We start from the raw sequence: 17,826 nt of genomic DNA on the forward strand, positions 1-17,826 counted from the left end.
ATGCGCAGATCCAACCGCGGTTTCACCTTGATCGAAATCATGATCGTGATCGCGATCATCGGTATCGTGATCACCGTCGGCTATCCGAGCCTGACCGAATACATGAAGAAGGGCCGACGGGCCGAAATCGCCGGGCTCTTGTCGGAGCAGGCGCAAATTCTCGAACGCCACTATTCGAAGAACAGCGTCTACACCAATGCGACCGGGCTGAGTAGTGGCAACGATTTCTACACCATTACCCCGACACTGACGGACCAGAGCTTCATCCTGACCGCCGTGCGCAAGAGCGGCTCGTCCATGGCGACGGACAAGTGCGGTGACTTCAAAATCACCAATACCGGCGTACGAAGCGTGGAAAATGCTGCTGGGGTGACTGCCAAGGATTGTTGGGGGCGCTGAGTTTCTTTTATCCGGGCGCGCTTTATGCGCCCTTTGTTTGTGAGTTGAATCAGAACATGACCAGGCAACAGCAAGTGGTGATTGTCGGTGGCGGAGTCATCGGCCTGCTGACGGCGTTCAATCTGGCGTCCGAAGGGCAACGTGTGGTGCTGCTGGACCGTTCCAATGTCGGCCAGGAATCGTCCTGGGCCGGTGGCGGTATTGTTTCGCCGTTGTACCCGTGGCGCTATAGCCCGGCGGTCACGGCGCTGGCCCATTGGTCACAGGATTTTTATCCACAGCTGGGGGAGCGTCTGTTCGCAGCCACCGGGATCGACCCGCAAGTACATGTGACCGGGCTTTATTGGTTGGATCTGGACGACCAGGACGAAGCGCTGGCCTGGGCCAGGCGGGAAGGGCGCCCGCTGCGGGCTGTGGATATCTCGGCGGTTCATGATGCGGTGCCGGTGCTGGGCGCGGGATTTTCCCGGGCGATCTACATGGCTGACGTGGCCAACGTGCGTAATCCGCGGCTGGTGAAATCCCTCAAGGCTGCGTTGCAGGCGATGCCGAACGTCACGCTGCATGAGCATTGCGAAGTCAGCGGGTTCATTCGCGACGGTGGGCGCGTGGTGGGCGTGCACAGTTCTGCCGGTGAAATTCATGGCGATGAGGTGGTGCTGGCCGCCGGTGCCTGGAGCGGTGAGTTGCTCAAGACCTTGGGCTTGAAATTGCCGGTCGAGCCGGTCAAGGGCCAGATGATTCTGTACAAGTGCGCATCGGATTTTCTGTCGAGCATGGTTCTGGCCAAGGGGCGTTATGCGATCCCGAGGCGTGATGGGCATATTCTGGTCGGCAGTACGCTGGAGCGTGAAGGTTTCGACAAGACCCCGACCGAGGTTGCGTTGGAGAGCCTGAAGGCTTCGGCGCAGCAGCTGATTCCGGCGTTGGCGGGTGCCGAGGTGGGGGGGCATTGGGCCGGGTTGCGGCCTGGGTCGCCTGAAGGTATTCCCTATATCGGCGAGGTGCCGGGGATTGCAGGGCTTTGGCTGAACTGTGGGCATTATCGCAATGGGTTGGTGTTGGCGCCGGCTTCGTGTCAGTTGTTTACGGATTTGATGTTGGGGCGTGAGCCGGTGATTGATCCTGCGCCTTATGCGCCGGCGGGGCGGTTGTAAGGTTTTATACTCTGATCCAAATTGTGGGAGCGAGCCTGCTCGCGATGGCGGTTTGATTGAGTACATATCCATTTCTGCGGTAACGGCTACTTAGGGTTCCGCCCTTACGGCGGCTCACTTTTTTTCAAACGCCAAAAAAAGTAAGCAAAAAAGGCTTGCCCCACCACTCGGTGCCTCGCTTAGGCTCGGCATGCCCTCACTCCGGCATTGCTCCGTGGGCCGCCGCGAAGGGCCATCCATGGCCCAGCGCGGCTAACCCGGCATCCATGCCGAGGTGCCCACTGCGCAATACCTGCGTTCGGCCATCGTGGTTAACGGGGCCTCCAGATCAAAAGCCGGGCCGAGGCGGCCTTATAGCCGACCTGGCTCTTCCGGTCGTACACCCATCAGATCTGTGGGAGCAAAGCTTGCTCGCGAGGCGGCCTAACAGCCGACCTGATTCTTCCGTTCGTACACTGATCCAATTGTGGGAGCGAGCCTGCTCGCGATGAGGCCTGCACATTCAGCACCTTCATCGGCCATGACATCGCCATCGCGAGCAGGCTCGCTCCCACATTGAATCTTCAGTAGACACAATATTTCATGCGCTCGGACCTCCTGTGGGAGCGAGCTTGCTCGCGATGAGGCCTGCAGCCCAACATCTTCTCAACTGGGGCACCGCCATCGCGAGCAAGCTCGCTCCCACAGGATTTAGGTGGCCAAAAAGTTTGTAAATCATCTTCGAGCCAATGTGGGCCTATCCCTCTGTTGCTGTTGCTGTTGCTGTTGCTGTTGCTGTTGCTGTTGCTGTTGCTCTGCTTTTGACTTTGATCTCGGACGCCCCGTTACACCACGCTGGCCGAACGTAGGTATTGTGGAGTGGGCATCCCGGCATGGATGCCGGGATAGCCGCGCTGGGCCATGGATGGCCCTTCGCGGCGGCCCACGGAGCAATGCCGGAGTGAGGGCACACCGAGCCTAGGCGAGGTGCCGAGTGGTGGGGCAAAGCGTTTTTGGTTACTTTTGGCGCTCTTCCAAAAGTGACCCGCCGTAAGGGCGGAACCCTAAGCCGCCGTTACCGCAGAAACGGATATACACACCGCCTCACAGCCGACCAAGCTTTGTGGGAATGGTCGGACAAAATTCTGATTCAAAAAGAATTTTCCGACGAGTTCTGGCGGTTGCCGGGTGGGAAGAACCCTGGCTAACCTTTCCCCGTCGCTGCCAATTCAGCGTCCGGGCGTCGCGGCCCGAAAACTTGGTAATCCATTTCCTCTTTGGAGTACCGCAATGAGTGACAAACCACTACCACCTTCAGAAACCAATAACGCTTCTCCTGACTCCAGCCATAACACGAAAGGGCTCGATGAAGCCGCCAAACGCGCCCTCGACTATTACCTCGGCCCAAAGCCCGACACCAAAAAGAAACCCACCTCAAACCAGCTATTCACTGTAGTGGATGGCATCGACACCGAATGCCTCCTCACCAACCTCAGCGAAACCCTGGCCTCCGCCAATGCCACGATCAGCGACCTGGCCTTCGAACTTGAAGGCTCGCGACGGCATGTCGCCTTGGGGGTACAGCAGCTGATTGAACTGTGTGCATTACTGGCCAATCGAGTACTGGACGAACGGGTGCCAGTGCCGGAGGGCTAGAAAGCGGCGTTACAGAGGGTGAACGCCGAACCTGTGGCGAGGGAGCTTGCTCCCGCTGGGCTGCGTAGCAGCCCCAAAAGCAGCGACTCGATCTACCTGATGCATCGAGGTGTCAGGTTGGGGACCGCTTCGCAGCCCAGCGGGAGCAAGCTCCCTCGCCACAGGGGTAAGCGTAAGCTTAAAAAGCGTGGCTCAATCCAGCCCAAGCTTCTTCAACCGATACCGCATCGACCGAAACGACAACTTCAACCGCTGCGCCGCCGCCGTGCGGTTCCAGCGGGTTTCTTCCAATGCCTGGAGGATGAGCTTGCGCTCGATCTCTTCCAGGTAATCCTCGAGATTGTCGACCTGCATCAAATCGGGATTGCCCGCCTCAGTCGCATTGCCCTCGGCCAGACGCAGGTCATCCGCTTCGATCAGTTGCTGTTCGCACAAGGTATAGGCCCGCTCAAGCATGTTCTCCAACTCCCGCACATTGCCCGGGAAACGGTAGTTCTGCAGGGCTTCCAGGGCTCGCGGATGGAGCTTTGCCGCAGGGCTGCCGGTAGCGCTGGCCAGGCGCTGGAGCATGTGGTTGGCCAAGGGCTCGATGTCTTCGCGGCGTTCGCGCAAGGGCGGGACGCGCAGTTCGATGACGTTCAGTCGGTAATACAGATCCTGGCGAAAGCGTCCGGCGGCGACCTCGGCGTCGAGATCCTTGTGGGTGGCGCAGAGGATTCGCACATCCACCACCTCCTCCTGCTGGCCGCCCACGGCGCGCACGGCCTTTTCCTGGATGGCTCGCAACAGCTTGACCTGCATCGCCAGGGGCAGGTCGGCCACCTCATCGAGGAACAAGGTTCCGCCATGGGCTGCCTGGAATAAGCCGGGCTTATCTTCGATGGCGCCGCTGAAACTGCCTTTTCGGTGCCCGAAGAACTCGCTTTCCATCAACTCTGTGGGAATCGCCCCACAGTTGACCGGTACAAAACGCTGGTTCGCACGGGGGCCTTGTTCGTGAATCAACCGGGCGACCAGCTCCTTGCCGCAGCCCGATTCCCCGCTGATATATACCGGTGCCTGGCTGCGGGCGAGTTTCTCGATCTGCTTGCGCACACCGAGCATGGGGGGCGAATCGCCCAGCAGGCAGCGTTCGAGGGTGCTGGTCGGTGTGGCGACCGGTGGCAGGCGCAGGGCGCTGGTGACCAGTTCCCGCAGCCGACCCAGGTCGCCCGGTGTGGTCAGGAAGTCGAAGGCACCGGCCTTGAGGGCATCGATGGCGGTTTCCAGGCTGCCATAGGCGGTGATCATCGCCACGGGCAGTTGTGGATAACGTTGCTGGATGTGCTGTACCAGCTCCAGGCCGGTGCCATCGGGCAGGCGCATGTCGGTCAGGCACAGGTCGAAGGCATCCCCTGCCAGCAGGGCTTGGGCCTCGGCAAGGTTCTTGGCGCTGCGGGTGTCGAGTTTCATCCGGCCCAGGGTGATGTCCAGGAGTTCGCGGATGTCCGGTTCGTCATCGACGATCAGGATTCGTTGCCGTGAGCGATTGTTCAAATCTGTTTCCGTCCGTGAGCAAAAGTGATGCGAAAGCAGCCGCCGCCTTGGCGTGGTTTGAAGTCTAGGCGGGCCTGGTTGCTTTCGCACAGCTCACGGGACAGATAGAGCCCAAGGCCGGTGCCCTGGCTGCTGGTGGTGAAGAAGGGTTCGAACAGATGTGCCTGTTGCTCGGGCGTGACACCGGGGCCGTTGTCGATGATGTCCAGGGTCGACAGCTGGCTGTGAGGGTCGATGAACAGTTTCAGCCAGGCCTCGGCCTGTTCATGGGCCATGGCGCTGTGGCGCCAGGCGTTGCGCAGCAGGTTGTCGAGCACCTGGGTGAGCTGGTCGGGGTCCATGAGCGTGGTGTAGTCGCCCGGGTCGATGCTCAAGTGCAATCGTTGGTGGTCGGCCATGCTTTCGCGGGTCTGCCGGACGAACTGATCGAGCCAGGTCCGCAGGTCGAGGCGCTGGGGTGTGGTTTGCTGGCGGCGAGACAGCTGCAGGACGTTTTCAATGACGCGATTCATTCGTTGGGAGTGATCTTGAATAATCTGCGTCAGACGCCGATCCGCGTCGTTCAGTTCCTCGGATTCGCGCAGCAATTGCGCCGCGTGGCTGATGGCGCCCAAGGGGTTGCGGATTTCATGGGCGATACCGGCGGTCAGGCGCCCCAGGGAGGCGAGCTTGAGCTGTTGGGCGTGCTGGGCCACCTGGGCCAGGTCTTCGAGAAACACCAGGATCTGCTGCTGGTCGTTGTGGCCCAGGGCGATGAAGCTCGGTTGCAGGGTCAGGCCCGTGCCGCTGATGGTCAGGCTGGGCGGGCGCAGGCTGGGGTTGTTCAGCCAGAGTTGCAGGCGCTCGACCAGGGCGCTGGAACAATCGTCGATCGGCTGGCCGACCAGATCGTGCATGCCCAGCAGGTTCAGCGCGCTTTCGTTGGCCAGTTGGACCCGGCGCTGGCGGTCGAGCACCAGGATGCCGGTGCGCATGCGTTGCAGGATCAGGGCATTGAGGGCTTCCAGTCCGACTACTTCGCTGGCCCGCTGCTCGGCCAGGGTTTCGCTGGCTTCCAAACGTCGGATCAGGCCCTGCACCAGCAGCGCGGCGGCAAAACACAACGCCCCGAGGGTGCCGGCTTGCAAGTAACTGCTGGGACGGTTCGAGTCGCTCAAGCCAAGAAATAAACTCGAACCGACGATGCCAAGGGTGGCGACGGCCGCGATCAACAGGCCGATCCTTCCGCGCAGCAGCGTATTGCCGATGGCCACCGAGACGATGATCAGGTTACCGATGGCGCTGGGGGCACCGCCCGCGGCGAAGAACAGCCACGAGAGCAGCAGCACGTCGGTCAGGGTCAGGCCGAACAGCCGGGCAGGGCGGCGGGTGTTTTCCAGGAACACCACCAGCAGGATATTCAAGACCAGGTACAACCAGCTGCCACTGCGCAGCAGGTCGTCGTTGGCGTACTCCAGCAGACGGTTGTCCATGTTGCTGGAGATCAGCAGCACCAGGGTGATGCCGATACTCAGGCGGTACAGGTGGTAGAGGCGCAGCAGGCGCTGCGCCTGTTTGATGCGTGGGCTTGTAGCCTCAGCGTTCACGAGTGCCCGGGCCTTGCTCGAGATGAGCCTGGCTGCAATACCATTGCTGTTCGAGGGCCAGTGCCCGGTCACGGGGCAGGTGTACGCCGCAATGGGCGCAACGGACCATGGGCGGTGCGTCCTGTTCCTGGGTGGGGCGGGACGCGCGGCCGCCGGTCTTCTTCACTCCGCGAAAGATCCAGATAGCGAAGGCAACGACTGCGAACAAGATCAATAAACGAAGCATGATGGGCGGCTTTTTGGCTAGAGATCAGGCAGTTTAGCCAAGGACAGGAACGGCGCACAGCGCAATAAAACCCGGGCACAAAAAAGGGAGACCGTCGGGTCTCCCTTTTTGTAGGTGCCTTGGCTCAGTCGAACAGGCCAAAGGTCATGTAGCTGAACCAGGAGCGGTCGCTGGAATCGCTCTCAGGCTCTTCTTCCTCGATCACGTCGCCATTTTCATCCTTGGGCTTGAGTTCGTTCGGGATGGCTTCCTTGGCATCCTGGAACTGACGCTGTACGTCCTGGTGGGCGCGGGTTTCGCCCGGCGGCAGCGGTGGACGGGACTCGATCAGGCCCAGGGTCGCCTTGCTCAGCCACGAACGGTTGTCGGCTTCGTCAACGCGCGGGGTGAACTGGCCGTCGACCAGCGAAGGGTGGTCCGGGTAGTTCAGCTTGAGGGTTTCCAGGCTGGTGGCGGCCAGGTCGTCCAGGTGCAGGCGCTGGTAGGCTTCGGTCATCACCGCCAGGCCATCACCCACCGAAGGGGTTTCCTGGAAGTTTTCCACCACGTAGCGGCCACGGTTGGCGGCGGCGACGTAGGCCTGACGGGTCAGGTAGTAGTCGGCCACGTGGATTTCGTAGGAAGCCAGCAGGTTGCGCAGGTAGATCATGCGCTGCTTGGCGTCTGGCGAGTAGCGGCTGTTGGGGAAGCGGCTGGTCAGCTGGGCGAACTCGTTGTAGGAGTCGCGCGCGGCACCCGGGTCACGCTTGGTCATGTCCAGCGGCAGGAATCGCGCCAGCAGGCCGACGTCCTGGTCGAAGGAGGTCAGGCCCTTGAGGTAGTAGGCGTAATCGACGTTCGGGTGCTGCGGGTGCAGGCGAATGAAACGCTCGGCGGCGGATTTTGCAGCTTCCGGCTCGGCGTTCTTGTAGTTGGCGTAGATCAGCTCCAACTGGGCCTGATCGGCGTAGCGACCGAACGGATACCGCGACTCCAGCGCCTTCAGCTTGGCGGTGGCGCTGGTATAGCTGTTGTTATCCAGGTCGTTCTGCGCCTGTTGGTACAGTTCGACTTCGCTCAGGTTTTCGTCTACGACTTCCTTCGACGAGCAAGCAGCAGTCAATGCGAGGATGGCGATCAGCAGCAGGTGTTTCACTTGCATGGCGGCTTGCGTCCCTATGACGGCCGCTGTCTTGGGCGGGGCCGTCCTGTTATGATGAGCGCCCCGTTGAAAAGCCTCGGGGCAAAAGACGCCGTATTTAACCACAAGCGCGCAGCCGAAACCAAAGGCTGTGCCGACGCCCAGTCCGAGCATGTCCGATAAAATAGAACTTCGCGCAGAGGTGCCGTCCGATTTGGGCGGCCAACGCCTCGATCAAGTCGCCGCACAACTCTTTGCCGAGCACTCTCGCTCGCGCCTTTCCGCCTGGATCAAGGACGGCCGCCTGACTGTGGATGGGGCGGTGATCCGTCCGCGCGACATCGTCCACGGCGGTGCCATCCTCGAACTGACTGCCGAGCAGGAGGCCCAGGGAGAATGGGTCGCCCAGGACATTGCCCTGGACATCGTCTATGAAGACGATGACATCCTGGTGATCAACAAGCCCGCGGGCCTGGTAGTGCACCCGGCGGCCGGTCATGCCGACGGCACGCTGCTCAACGCCTTGTTGCACCACGTGCCGGACATCATCAATGTGCCCCGTGCCGGCATCGTCCATCGCCTGGACAAGGACACCACCGGCCTGATGGTGGTGGCCAAGACCATCCAGGCGCAGACACAGCTGGTCACACAGCTGCAAAGCCGCAGCGTCAGCCGCATCTATGAGTGCATCGTGATCGGTGTGGTCACCGCCGGTGGCAAGATCAACGCCCCGATCGGTCGCCACGGCCAGCAGCGCCAGCGCATGGCGGTGATGGAAGGCGGCAAGCAGGCGGTCAGTCATTACCGCGTGCTGGAGCGTTTCCGTTCCCACACCCACGTGCGGGTCAAGCTGGAAACCGGCCGTACCCACCAGATTCGTGTGCACATGGCCCACATCAACTTCCCGTTGGTGGGCGACCCGGCCTACGGCGGTCGTTACCGCATCCCGCCGGCCGCCAGCCAGACCATGGTCGAATCGCTGAAGAGTTTCCCGCGCCAGGCACTGCACGCGCGTTTCCTGGAGCTGGATCACCCGACGACCGGCAAGCGCATGAGCTGGGAATCGCCGTAGCCGGATGATTTCGTCTGGTTGCTGACGTTGCTCAAGCAGGACCGCGAGGCGTTCATCGGATGAGTGACTGGCTGATACCCGACTGGCCCGCGCCGGCCCGGGTCAAGGCCTGCGTCACCCCCCGCGAGGGCGGCGCCCGCCTGGCGCCGCTCGCCCGCCCCAACCTCGGCGACCATGTCGGCGACGACCCCACGGCCGTCGCCGAAAATCGCCGCCGCCTCACCGATCCATTCGCCATCACCCCGGCCTGGCTGCAGCAGGTCCACGGCATTGTCGTGGTCGAGGCTGACCCGACCCAGGTGGCGACCGCCGATGCCAGTTGGACCGCCACGCCGGGTATCGCGTGCACGGCGATGACCGCCGATTGCTTGCCGGTGCTGTTCTGCAACCGTGCCGGCACCCGCGTCGCGGCGGCCCACGCCGGTTGGCGCGGGTTGGCGAACGGTGTGCTGGAAGCCACCCTCGACAGCCTTGCCGTGCCTGCGGATGAAATCCTGGCCTGGCTCGGCCCGGCCATCGGCCCGCAAGCCTTCGAAGTCGGACCGGAAGTGCGTGAAGCCTTCATCGCGCAGTTGCCCCAGGCGGCACAAGCCTTCGTTGCGAGCCCCAACGCCGGCAAATGCCTGGCCGACATCTACGCATTGGCACGGCTGCGTCTGGCGGCACGCGGTATCACGGCCGTCTACGGCGGCGGTTTCTGTACCGTGACCGACCCACGTTTCTTTTCCTACCGGCGCAATCCGCGCACTGGTCGCTTCGCCTCGCTGATCTGGATCGAGCGCTAGACTTCTCTGATCTGCATCAAGGGCGCCCGGCTTGAATCTTCCAGAATCGACCACATCTATAACGGTATCTGGCAGGTTTCTTCATTCAGGATGTTTTCTAGGTCCGGCCTGCTCATTAGGAAGGTGACCCATGCGTATTGATCGTTTAACCAGCAAACTGCAATTGGCCCTGTCCGATGCCCAGTCCCTGGCCGTCGGCCTGGACCATCCCGGTATCGAACCGGCGCATTTGATGCAAGCCATGCTCGAACAGCAGGGCGGCTCCATCAAGCCCCTGCTGATGCAGGTCGGCTTTGACGTCAACAGCCTGCGAAAAGAGTTGGCCAAAGAACTCGACCAGTTGCCCAAGATCCAGAATCCGACCGGTGACGTGAACATGTCCCAGGATCTGGCGCGGCTGCTTAACCAGGCCGATCGCCTGGCCCAGCAGAAGGGCGACCAGTTCATTTCCAGCGAGCTGGTGCTGCTCGCCGCCATGGACGAGAACAGCAAGCTCGGCAAGTTGCTGCTTGGCCAAGGGGTGAGCAAGAAGGCCCTGGAAAACGCCATCAACAACCTGCGTGGCGGCGAAGCGGTCAACGACGCCAACCACGAGGAGTCGCGCCAGGCGCTGGACAAATACACCGTCGACCTGACCAAGCGTGCCGAGGAAGGCAAGCTCGACCCGGTGATCGGTCGCGACGATGAAATCCGCCGCACGATCCAGGTGCTGCAACGCCGTACCAAAAACAATCCGGTGCTGATCGGTGAGCCTGGCGTGGGTAAAACCGCCATCGCCGAGGGCTTGGCCCAGCGCATCATCAACGGCGAAGTGCCGGACGGCCTCAAGGGCAAGCGCCTGTTGTCCCTGGACATGGGGGCTCTGATCGCCGGTGCCAAGTACCGCGGCGAGTTCGAAGAACGGCTCAAGTCCCTGCTCAATGAACTGTCCAAGCAGGAAGGGCAGATCATCCTGTTTATCGACGAACTGCACACCATGGTCGGTGCCGGCAAGGGCGAAGGCTCGATGGACGCCGGCAACATGCTCAAGCCAGCGTTGGCCCGTGGCGAGTTGCACTGTGTCGGCGCGACCACGCTCAACGAGTACCGTCAATATATAGAGAAGGACGCGGCCCTCGAGCGGCGCTTCCAGAAAGTGCTGGTGGAGGAACCGAGCGAAGAAGACACCATCGCCATCCTGCGTGGCCTTAAAGAGCGCTACGAAGTTCACCACAAGGTGGCGATCACTGACGGCGCGATCATCGCGGCGGCCAAGCTCAGCCACCGCTACATCACCGACCGTCAATTGCCGGACAAGGCCATCGACCTGATCGACGAGGCCGCGAGCCGCATTCGCATGGAAATCGACTCCAAGCCCGAAGTGCTGGATCGTTTGGAGCGTCGCCTGATTCAACTCAAGGTTGAGTCCCAGGCCCTGAAGAAAGAAAGCGACGAAGCGGCGAAGAAACGCCTGGAGAGGTTGCAGGAAGAAATCGTGCGTCACGAGCGTGAGTATTCCGACCTCGAGGAAATCTGGAACTCGGAGAAAGCCGAGGTCCAGGGTTCTGCGCAGATCCAGCAAAAGATCGAACAGTCTCGCCAGGAACTGGAAGCGGCTCGCCGCAAAGGCGACCTCAACCGCATGGCCGAGCTGCAGTACGGGGTGATCCCGGACCTGGAGCGCAGCCTGCAAATGGTCGACCAGCACGGCAAGAGCGAAAACCAGTTGCTGCGCAGCAAAGTCACCGAGGAAGAAATCGCCGAAGTGGTGTCCAAGTGGACCGGCATTCCTGTCTCGAAGATGCTCGAAGGCGAGCGTGACAAGTTGCTGAAAATGGAAAGCCTGCTGCACCAGCGCGTGATTGGCCAAGAAGAAGCCGTGGTGGCAGTGTCCAACGCCGTGCGCCGGTCCCGCGCCGGATTGTCGGACCCTAACCGTCCGAGCGGCTCGTTCATGTTCCTCGGCCCGACCGGTGTCGGTAAAACCGAGCTGTGCAAGGCACTGGCCGAGTTTCTCTTCGATACCGAGGAGGCAATGGTGCGCATCGACATGTCCGAGTTCATGGAGAAACATTCCGTGGCACGGCTGATCGGTGCACCACCGGGTTATGTTGGCTACGAAGAGGGCGGCTACCTGACCGAGGCCGTGCGTCGCAAGCCGTACTCGGTGATCCTGCTCGATGAGGTCGAGAAGGCGCACCCGGATGTGTTCAACATCCTGCTGCAAGTGTTGGAGGATGGTCGCCTGACCGACAGCCACGGGCGCACGGTGGACTTCCGCAACACGGTGATCGTGATGACCTCCAACCTGGGCTCGACGCAGATCCAGGAGCTGGTGGGTGATCGCGAGGCGCAGCGCGCGGCGGTGATGGACGCAATCTCTACCCATTTCCGGCCGGAGTTCATCAACCGGGTCGACGAAGTGGTGATCTTCGAGCCTTTGGCCCGGGATCAGATTGCCGGCATTACCGAGATCCAGTTGGGCCGCCTGCGCAGTCGCCTGACCGAGCGCGAGCTGAAACTGCAATTGAGCGATGAGGCGTTGGACAAGCTGATCGCGGTGGGTTACGACCCGGTCTATGGCGCTCGGCCGCTGAAGCGGGCGATCCAGCGCTGGATCGAAAACCCGCTGGCGCAGCTGATTCTGTCGGGGCGCTTCATGCCGGGGGAAACCGTGACCGGAACGGTGGAGAACGACGAAATCGTCTTTAACTGATAGCCGGGACTGCTGGCAATTGAAATGGCCTTGCCTTGCGAGGCCATTTTTTTCATCAGGCCGTTGAACTCAAAGGAAAAGGCTTGTAAAGTGCGCCCCGCAGTACGTCACCCCAAGGGTTACTTCTCACTGGGAAGGAATCCAAAATAAGTTGCAAATCATTGTCTTGAAAGCAATTTAAGGGGTTGACAGAGGTTTTGAAAATTGTAGAATAGCGCGCCTCAGACACACGAACGCAGCGATGCAGACGGTGAAAGAGGTTGAAGCGAGATTCAACGATGTAGCTTCAAATTGCAGTAACTTGAAATATCAGTTCCGTGATAGCTCAGTCGGTAGAGCAAATGACTGTTAATCATTGGGTCCCAGGTTCGAGTCCTGGTCACGGAGCCATTTCAATCGGGGTATAGCGCAGTCCGGTAGCGCGCCTGCTTTGGGAGCAGGATGTCAGGAGTTCGAATCCCCTTACCCCGACCATATTTGGGTCGTTAGCTCAGTTGGTAGAGCAGTTGGCTTTTAACCAATTGGTCGTAGGTTCGAATCCCACACGACCCACCATTTTTGAAACCAGCTCGCTGGAATCGAATCTTAAGATCAGAGGCCAAAAGCACTGATCGAGGAAGGCGACTTGCAAAGGTCGCCTTTTTTTTACCGGGGTATAGCGCAGTCCGGTAGCGCGCCTGCTTTGGGAGCAGGATGTCAGGAGTTCGAATCCCCTTACCCCGACCATATTAAAAATCCTCGTATCGAAAGATACGGGGATTTTTTTTGCCTGGAATAAAGTGGATTGACTTAAGTCATCGTACAACTTGCCGATAACCCACCGACAGGGGCCCGGCCCCACCTCGGGCCAACAATAAAAAAGGCACCCTTATGTTTCTTCGTCAGTTGAATATCGCCCCTCGCGCCGCGCTGGGGTTTGCCTTGATCGCCGTGTTGGTGGCATTGCTCGGGGTGTTTGCGCTGGGGCAGATGTCGAGCATTCGTGACAGTGAAGTCGCCGTGGAAACCCAATGGCTGCCTAGCATTCGCGGGGGTGACGAGATTCGCGAGTGGATGTTGCGAATCCGCACGATCTCCCTGCGCATGGCCCTGGACCAGGATCCGAAGAACATCCCGGTGTACCGCGGCCAGATGGACACCCGCGACAAGGAACTGGGCGAAAAAATTGCGGCTTACGAAAAACTCGTCGTGACGCCTGAAGGCAAGGCCCTTTACGACCAGTTCAAGCAGACGTTCGCTGCGTACCGTACCGGTATCGCGCAATCCTTCACCCTGGCGGAACAGGGGCGTCGGGATGATCTGATCAAGTTGCTGCTGGTGGACATGAAGACCGTGGTGGACGGTTCCGGCAAGCAGCTCAACGATCTGGCGGAGTTGTTCTCCAAGCAGGTGTCCATCGAGAGCCAGAAGTCCCAGGAGCACTACGCCAATTCCCGCATGATCGTCAGCCTGTTCATTGTGCTTGCCGCCCTGGCCACGGTGGCCCTGGCCATGTTGCTCACGCGCAGTATCGTCAAGCCCCTGGGCGAGGCGCTGAATGCTGCGGAGAGCGTCGCCCGGGGTGACTTGACCCGACCGATCGACACCCATGGCAACGCCGAAGTCAGCCGTTTACTCAAGGCGTTGGCGGCCATGCAGCAGAATCTGCGCGAGACGTTGCAGGGCATCAGCGGCTCGGCCGCGCAACTGGCCACGGCAGCCGATGAGCTGAACGCCGTCACGCTCGACAGCACCCGCAGCCTGCAGCAACAGAACAACGAAATTGAACAGGCTGCCACCGCCGTCCCCGAGATGACCACCGCTGTGGAGGAGGTTGCACGCAATGCGGTTTCCACTTCCGATGCCACGCGTCAGTCCAGTGAGTCGGCATCCCTGGGGCAGCAGCGGGTCAGCGACACGGTCGAGGCCATTGGCGCCCTGGCTAACGATGTGCAAGTGACCGGCGGCCTGGTGCAATCTTTGGCCAACCAGTCGCAGGATATCGGCAAGGTGCTGGACGTAATCCGCGCCATCGCCGAGCAGACCAACCTGCTGGCCCTCAACGCGGCCATTGAAGCGGCCCGGGCGGGAGAGAGTGGACGTGGCTTCGCGGTGGTGGCCGACGAGGTGCGGGCGCTGGCTTATCGCACGCAGCAATCGACCCAGGAAATCGAGCAGATGGTCCAAGGCATGCGCAGCGGTGCCACCCAGGCACTCGATTCCATGCAGGCCAGCTCCAGTCGTGCGGCAAGCACCCTGGCGATGGCGGAGCGGGCAGGGGAAGCGCTGCACACCATTACGGCGTCGGTCAGCGAGATCCATGAGCGCAACCTGGTCATCGCCAGTGCTGCCGAGGAGCAAGCACAAGTGGCCCGCGAGGTCGATCGCAACCTGGTGAACATTCGTGATTTGTCGGTGCGCTCGGCTTCCGGCGCGGATCAGACCAGTGCCTCCAGCCACGAGTTGTCGCAACTGGCGAATTCGCTGCGCACGATGGTGCAGCGGTTTCAGGTTTGATCGGTGGATAGCTTGGACAGTTATCCTGCCCGAGCTTAAGTATTGACTGCGCCGCCCTCATCGCGAGCAAGCTCGCTCCCACAGGGTGATCGCACTCAACTGTGGGAGCGAGCTTGCTCGCGATGGCGGTGGATCATTCGACCTCAGTGCTGCTGACTTAATGCAGCTTCAGCCGAGGCTCGGTCCCGCGGCCGATCTTGCTGCCCAGCATCAGCATGGCCGTGCGGAACATGCCGTACAACGCCATCTGGTGCATGCGGTACAACGACACATAGAACATCCGCGCCAGCCAGCCTTCGAGCATCACGCTGCCAGTCAGGTTGCCCATCAGGTTGCCCACCGCCGAGAAGCGCGACAGCGAGATCAGCGAGCCGTAGTCGGTGTATTTGTAGTCGGGCAGGGCCTTGCCTTCGATCCGCAGTTTCAGGGATTTGGCCAGCAGCGAGGCTTGCTGATGCGCGGCCTGGGCGCGGGGCGGAACGTTACGATCGCTGCCGGGTTGCGGGCAGGCGGCGCAGTCGCCGAAGGCAAAGATGTTTTCGTCGCGAGTGGTCTGTAGCGTCGGCAGCACTTGTAGCTGGTTGATCCGGTTGGTCTCCAGCCCGTCGATATCCTTGAGGAATTCTGGCGCGCGAATCCCGGCCGCCCAGACCTTCAAGCTCGCGTCGATCACTTTGCCATCTGTCGTAATCAGGCTGTCGGCGGTCACCTGGCTGACAGCAGCGTTGGTCATCACGTTGACGCCGAGTTTTTCCAAAGTCTTGTGCACCGGTCCGCCGATGCGTTCTGGCAGTGCCGGTAACACCCGTGGGCCGGCCTCGATCAGGGTGATGTGCATGTTCTCCGGTTTGATCCGGTCCAGGCCATAGGCGTGCAGTTCGTGGGCGGCATTGTGCAGCTCGGCCGCCAGTTCGACCCCGGTCGCGCCGGCGCCGACGATGGCGACGCTGATGCGCTCGACGATATCGGTCTGCCCGGCGTGGGCACGCAGATAGTGGTGGAGCAATTGCTGGTGGAAGCGCTCCGCCTGTTTGCGGGTGTCGAGGAACAGGCAGTGTTGCGCCGCGCCTTCGGTGCCGAAATCATTGGTGGTACTGCCGACGGCAATCACCAGGGTGTCGTAGCCCAATTCCCGGGCTGGCAGCAGCTCGATGCCCGCCTCGTCATAGGTGGCGGCCAGCTGGATTCTCTTGCGCTCGCGATCCAGGCCGCTCATGCGCCCCAGTTGGAACTCGAAGTGGTTCCATTTCGCCTGGGCAACGTAGTTGAGTTCGTCTTCGGAAGAGTTGAGGGAGCCGGCAGCCACTTCATGCAGCAGGGGTTTCCAGATGTGGGTCAGGTTCGCGTCGACCAGCATCACACTGGCCGTGCCGCGCTTGCCCAGAGTCTTACCCAGACGGGTAGCCAACTCCAGGCCGCCGGCGCCGCCGCCAACGATGATAATACGATGAGTCATGGGGATATCTCGCAAGGCTAAAGGAATTCGGTGCCGTTACCCGCGCGAGCATCAAGCGGCTCATAGCGTCAGGTAACTGATCAGTCGGCTCAACAGGCCCAGGCCAATCGTGATGGCCAGTACCACCACCAGGAGCATCCACGGCCGGAAAGGCCGGCGCTCGACTCGGTGCTGGGACAGTTGCAGGTACTCTTCGACATGCTTCTGGTCGTCTGGGTTCAGGCGGCTGGTCATAAAGGCCTCGTCAGGTAGACGTTGCGGAATGTGAAGACGTTACAGCGTCCGGCTAGCTGGCATTGAAAGCAGCATAGCCGCTCGCCGGAACGGGTTCGACGGCCAAGGGGTCGTCCAGGCGAATGATTCCACTTTTTAACACCCGGGCGGTGATTCCGCCATGGCCGCGTACGGCCTGGAATGTACCTTCGCCGAGGTTTCGCTCCAATCGGGCGCAGGGCTGGCACCAGCCGGTGGTTTCAAAAATGGCCTGGCCGATACGAAAGCGCCGGCCCTTGAGGCTGAACAGATTGATGCCGCTGACCACTATGTTGCGCCGCAGCGCCTGTGGCAGCACCGGCTGGTCCTCGGGGCGGCCCATCAGCGCGCTGATCACGCCCAGGTGCTCCCATTGGATCAGCGTCACTTGCCGCGCATTGCGCACACCGGGGCGGGCATGATCGCCGGTCAGCCCGGCCTCCAGGCGCGCCTCCACGGCGTCCAGTTCGATCATCGGTGCGTGGCCTTGGGGGCGCACGCCGATCCAGCGCACACGGCCCTGTTGCGGCACGGCGGCGATCAGTTCCTGCAATGGGCTCACAGGCTGATCCCCACATCGAAGACAATGCTGCGGCCCAGGTTGCCCCGCAGGAAATCCGGCGCATCGGGATGAGCGAACAGCACCCGGGCAAACGTCGGCCCCACCAGCGACAGCGAGCGCCAGCCCTGGCGCAGGTATTCGGTGGGCGGTGGAAAGTGACTGTTGAGGTCCAGCACTTCGCGCTTGAGACTGGCGAAGGCGATGATGTCCAGATCGCCCAAGTCCATGCCGCGCTCGGTGTAGTTGTGGGCTTTCTTGCGCAGCGTCGGGGCCAGGCGCAGCAGGAACTCATTGGCCGGGATCCGCCTGGGCTTGGCTTCGCGCCGCACCAGTTGGCTCAGGGAAAAGGCGCTGCGGCGGCGTTGCAGTTCATCGCGCCATTCGTCATTGAGGCGACGGCCCTCGTCGAGCACGAAAAACACCTCGAAATTGGCATCGCGAAACAGCACGTCCGGCGGCTCCCCGGCCGGAGCGAACTCGTCGGCCCGATAAGGCACGTTCAGCCCTTGCAGCAGACGCTGGCAGACCCAACGCTCACGCTCCCATTTGCGGGCATTGGAAAGAAAGGCGTTGGCTTGCTCGGCCGCGATGGTCAGCAGGCGTAAGTAATCGGAGTCATCCATGAGCCCAAGCTTAGCGTTCAAATGTGGCCAAAAAAAATAAAGCTGCTGTGATGGGGCGAAATTTTCGCTCAGGCAGGTAATGCTGTTCGCTTGAAGCCCAGCAAGAGCAGAAGGCAGGTCGAGCTTTTTATGCCCCTGCGCCATCGCCATCGCGAGCAAGCTCGCTTGTATGTTTAGACTTGAAGGGGTGGGCGGGACTAAAAGCTCGATTCCGACTCTAGCCAGT

14 protein-coding genes, 4 tRNA genes and 2 pseudogenes are annotated in these 17,826 nt (G+C 61.1%); 12 read left to right on the top strand and 8 right to left on the bottom strand.

Going from position 1 to position 17,826, the window contains the following annotated elements; translation table 11 throughout:
* The 3 genes from HGO40_RS22515 to HGO40_RS22525 all read left to right on the top strand — a co-directional run bounded on the left by HGO40_RS22515 (position 1) and on the right by HGO40_RS22525 (position 3,191).
* Positions 1 to 399, top strand: coding sequence for a type IV pilin protein (locus HGO40_RS22515; RefSeq protein WP_250964795.1), 399 nt, complete (start codon positions 1 to 3; stop codon positions 397 to 399).
* Positions 400 to 455: 56 nt separating this feature from the next.
* Positions 456 to 1,556: a glycine oxidase ThiO gene (gene thiO / locus HGO40_RS22520; protein ID WP_250964796.1), complete on the top strand. Its 1,101-nt coding sequence runs from the start codon at positions 456 to 458 to the stop codon at positions 1,554 to 1,556.
* 1,269 nt (positions 1,557 to 2,825) lie between these two features.
* Positions 2,826 to 3,191, top strand: coding sequence for a DUF6124 family protein (locus HGO40_RS22525; protein ID WP_250964797.1), 366 nt, complete (start codon positions 2,826 to 2,828; stop codon positions 3,189 to 3,191).
* 192 nt (positions 3,192 to 3,383) lie between these two features.
* Here the strand turns inward: HGO40_RS22525 and HGO40_RS22530 are convergent, their stop codons facing one another.
* The 4 genes from HGO40_RS22530 to HGO40_RS22545 all read right to left on the bottom strand — a co-directional run bounded on the left by HGO40_RS22530 (position 3,384) and on the right by HGO40_RS22545 (position 7,680).
* Positions 3,384 to 4,727 carry a sigma-54-dependent transcriptional regulator gene (locus HGO40_RS22530; RefSeq protein ID WP_250964798.1) on the bottom strand — a complete coding sequence of 448 codons (1,344 nt, stop codon included), beginning with the start codon at positions 4,725 to 4,727 and terminating at the stop codon, positions 3,384 to 3,386.
* Positions 4,724 to 6,313 carry a two-component system sensor histidine kinase NtrB gene (locus HGO40_RS22535; RefSeq protein WP_250964799.1) on the bottom strand — a complete coding sequence of 530 codons (1,590 nt, stop codon included), beginning with the start codon at positions 6,311 to 6,313 and terminating at the stop codon, positions 4,724 to 4,726. The genes HGO40_RS22530 and HGO40_RS22535 overlap by 4 nt, the downstream gene beginning before the upstream one ends.
* Positions 6,303 to 6,539: a PP0621 family protein gene (locus HGO40_RS22540; RefSeq protein ID WP_186708979.1), complete on the bottom strand. Its 237-nt coding sequence runs from the start codon at positions 6,537 to 6,539 to the stop codon at positions 6,303 to 6,305. The genes HGO40_RS22535 and HGO40_RS22540 overlap by 11 nt, the downstream gene beginning before the upstream one ends.
* A gap of 124 nt (positions 6,540 to 6,663) precedes the next feature.
* Positions 6,664 to 7,680: an outer membrane protein assembly factor BamD gene (locus tag HGO40_RS22545; protein WP_250964800.1), complete on the bottom strand. Its 1,017-nt coding sequence runs from the start codon at positions 7,678 to 7,680 to the stop codon at positions 6,664 to 6,666.
* Positions 7,681 to 7,831: 151 nt separating this feature from the next.
* On the opposite strand from HGO40_RS22545, the pseudogene rluD reads away from it, so the two are divergent.
* The 9 genes and pseudogenes from rluD to HGO40_RS30950 all read left to right on the top strand — a co-directional run bounded on the left by rluD (position 7,832) and on the right by HGO40_RS30950 (position 14,707).
* Positions 7,832 to 8,794, top strand: a pseudogene (gene rluD / locus HGO40_RS22550) (23S rRNA pseudouridine(1911/1915/1917) synthase RluD).
* Positions 8,791 to 9,516: a peptidoglycan editing factor PgeF gene (gene pgeF, locus HGO40_RS22555; protein WP_250964801.1), complete on the top strand. Its 726-nt coding sequence runs from the start codon at positions 8,791 to 8,793 to the stop codon at positions 9,514 to 9,516. The pseudogene rluD and the gene pgeF overlap by 4 nt, the downstream one beginning before the upstream one ends.
* A gap of 130 nt (positions 9,517 to 9,646) precedes the next feature.
* On the top strand, positions 9,647 to 12,211 hold the full coding sequence (gene clpB / locus HGO40_RS22560) for an ATP-dependent chaperone ClpB (RefSeq protein ID WP_186708990.1): 2,565 nt from the start codon (positions 9,647 to 9,649) through the stop codon (positions 12,209 to 12,211).
* A 314-nt stretch (positions 12,212 to 12,525) separates the two neighbouring features.
* Positions 12,526 to 12,601 (top strand) — tRNA-Asn (locus tag HGO40_RS22565).
* A 7-nt stretch (positions 12,602 to 12,608) separates the two neighbouring features.
* A tRNA-Pro gene (locus HGO40_RS22570) sits at positions 12,609 to 12,685 on the top strand.
* A 5-nt stretch (positions 12,686 to 12,690) separates the two neighbouring features.
* A tRNA-Lys gene (locus HGO40_RS22575) sits at positions 12,691 to 12,766 on the top strand.
* Between the two features lie 94 nt (positions 12,767 to 12,860).
* Positions 12,861 to 12,937, top strand: a tRNA-Pro gene (locus HGO40_RS22580).
* Between the two features lie 144 nt (positions 12,938 to 13,081).
* Positions 13,082 to 13,852 (top strand): annotated as a pseudogene (locus HGO40_RS30945) (MCP four helix bundle domain-containing protein); the annotation flags it as partial.
* Positions 13,844 to 14,707 carry a methyl-accepting chemotaxis protein gene (locus HGO40_RS30950; protein ID WP_502943349.1) on the top strand — a complete coding sequence of 288 codons (864 nt, stop codon included), beginning with the start codon at positions 13,844 to 13,846 and terminating at the stop codon, positions 14,705 to 14,707. The pseudogene HGO40_RS30945 and the gene HGO40_RS30950, both read left to right, overlap by 9 nt.
* A 157-nt stretch (positions 14,708 to 14,864) precedes the next feature.
* Here the strand turns inward: HGO40_RS30950 and HGO40_RS22590 are convergent, their stop codons facing one another.
* From HGO40_RS22590 to HGO40_RS22605, 4 genes are read right to left on the bottom strand one after another with little or no spacing between them, the layout of a single operon-like run.
* On the bottom strand, positions 14,865 to 16,163 hold the full coding sequence (locus tag HGO40_RS22590; protein WP_250964803.1) for an NAD(P)/FAD-dependent oxidoreductase: 1,299 nt from the start codon (positions 16,161 to 16,163) through the stop codon (positions 14,865 to 14,867).
* Between the two features lie 60 nt (positions 16,164 to 16,223).
* Positions 16,224 to 16,397, bottom strand: coding sequence for a DUF3094 family protein (locus tag HGO40_RS22595; protein ID WP_039593877.1), 174 nt, complete (start codon positions 16,395 to 16,397; stop codon positions 16,224 to 16,226).
* Between the two features lie 52 nt (positions 16,398 to 16,449).
* Entirely contained in the window at positions 16,450 to 16,977 is a 528-nt protein-coding gene (locus HGO40_RS22600; RefSeq protein WP_250964804.1) for an MOSC domain-containing protein, read from the bottom strand.
* On the bottom strand, positions 16,974 to 17,600 hold the full coding sequence (locus HGO40_RS22605) for a DUF1780 domain-containing protein (RefSeq protein WP_186709015.1): 627 nt from the start codon (positions 17,598 to 17,600) through the stop codon (positions 16,974 to 16,976). The genes HGO40_RS22600 and HGO40_RS22605 overlap by 4 nt, the downstream gene beginning before the upstream one ends.
* Positions 17,601 to 17,826: the final 226 nt, after the last annotated feature.

It is taken from the genome of Pseudomonas sp. CG7 (genome assembly GCF_023701885.1).
Lineage (GTDB): Bacteria > Pseudomonadota > Gammaproteobacteria > Pseudomonadales > Pseudomonadaceae > Aquipseudomonas > Aquipseudomonas zanjanensis.

Excerpts from the sequence above, each read along its gene's own strand:
- HGO40_RS22515 (WP_250964795.1), top strand. The coding sequence starts at position 1 with ATGCGCAGATCCAACCGCGGTTTCACCTTGATCGAAATCATGATCGTG.
- thiO (WP_250964796.1), top strand. The coding sequence starts at position 456 with ATGACCAGGCAACAGCAAGTGGTGATTGTCGGTGGCGGAGTCATCGGC.
- HGO40_RS22525 (WP_250964797.1), top strand. The coding sequence starts at position 2,826 with ATGAGTGACAAACCACTACCACCTTCAGAAACCAATAACGCTTCTCCT.
- HGO40_RS22540 (WP_186708979.1), bottom strand. The coding sequence starts at position 6,539 with ATGCTTCGTTTATTGATCTTGTTCGCAGTCGTTGCCTTCGCTATCTGG.
- HGO40_RS22545 (WP_250964800.1), bottom strand. The coding sequence starts at position 7,680 with ATGCAAGTGAAACACCTGCTGCTGATCGCCATCCTCGCATTGACTGCT.
- pgeF (WP_250964801.1), top strand. The coding sequence starts at position 8,791 with ATGAGTGACTGGCTGATACCCGACTGGCCCGCGCCGGCCCGGGTCAAG.
- clpB (WP_186708990.1), top strand. The coding sequence starts at position 9,647 with ATGCGTATTGATCGTTTAACCAGCAAACTGCAATTGGCCCTGTCCGAT.
- HGO40_RS30950 (WP_502943349.1), top strand. The coding sequence starts at position 13,844 with ATGCAGCAGAATCTGCGCGAGACGTTGCAGGGCATCAGCGGCTCGGCC.
- HGO40_RS22590 (WP_250964803.1), bottom strand. The coding sequence starts at position 16,163 with ATGACTCATCGTATTATCATCGTTGGCGGCGGCGCCGGCGGCCTGGAG.
- HGO40_RS22595 (WP_039593877.1), bottom strand. The coding sequence starts at position 16,397 with ATGACCAGCCGCCTGAACCCAGACGACCAGAAGCATGTCGAAGAGTAC.
- HGO40_RS22605 (WP_186709015.1), bottom strand. The coding sequence starts at position 17,600 with ATGGATGACTCCGATTACTTACGCCTGCTGACCATCGCGGCCGAGCAA.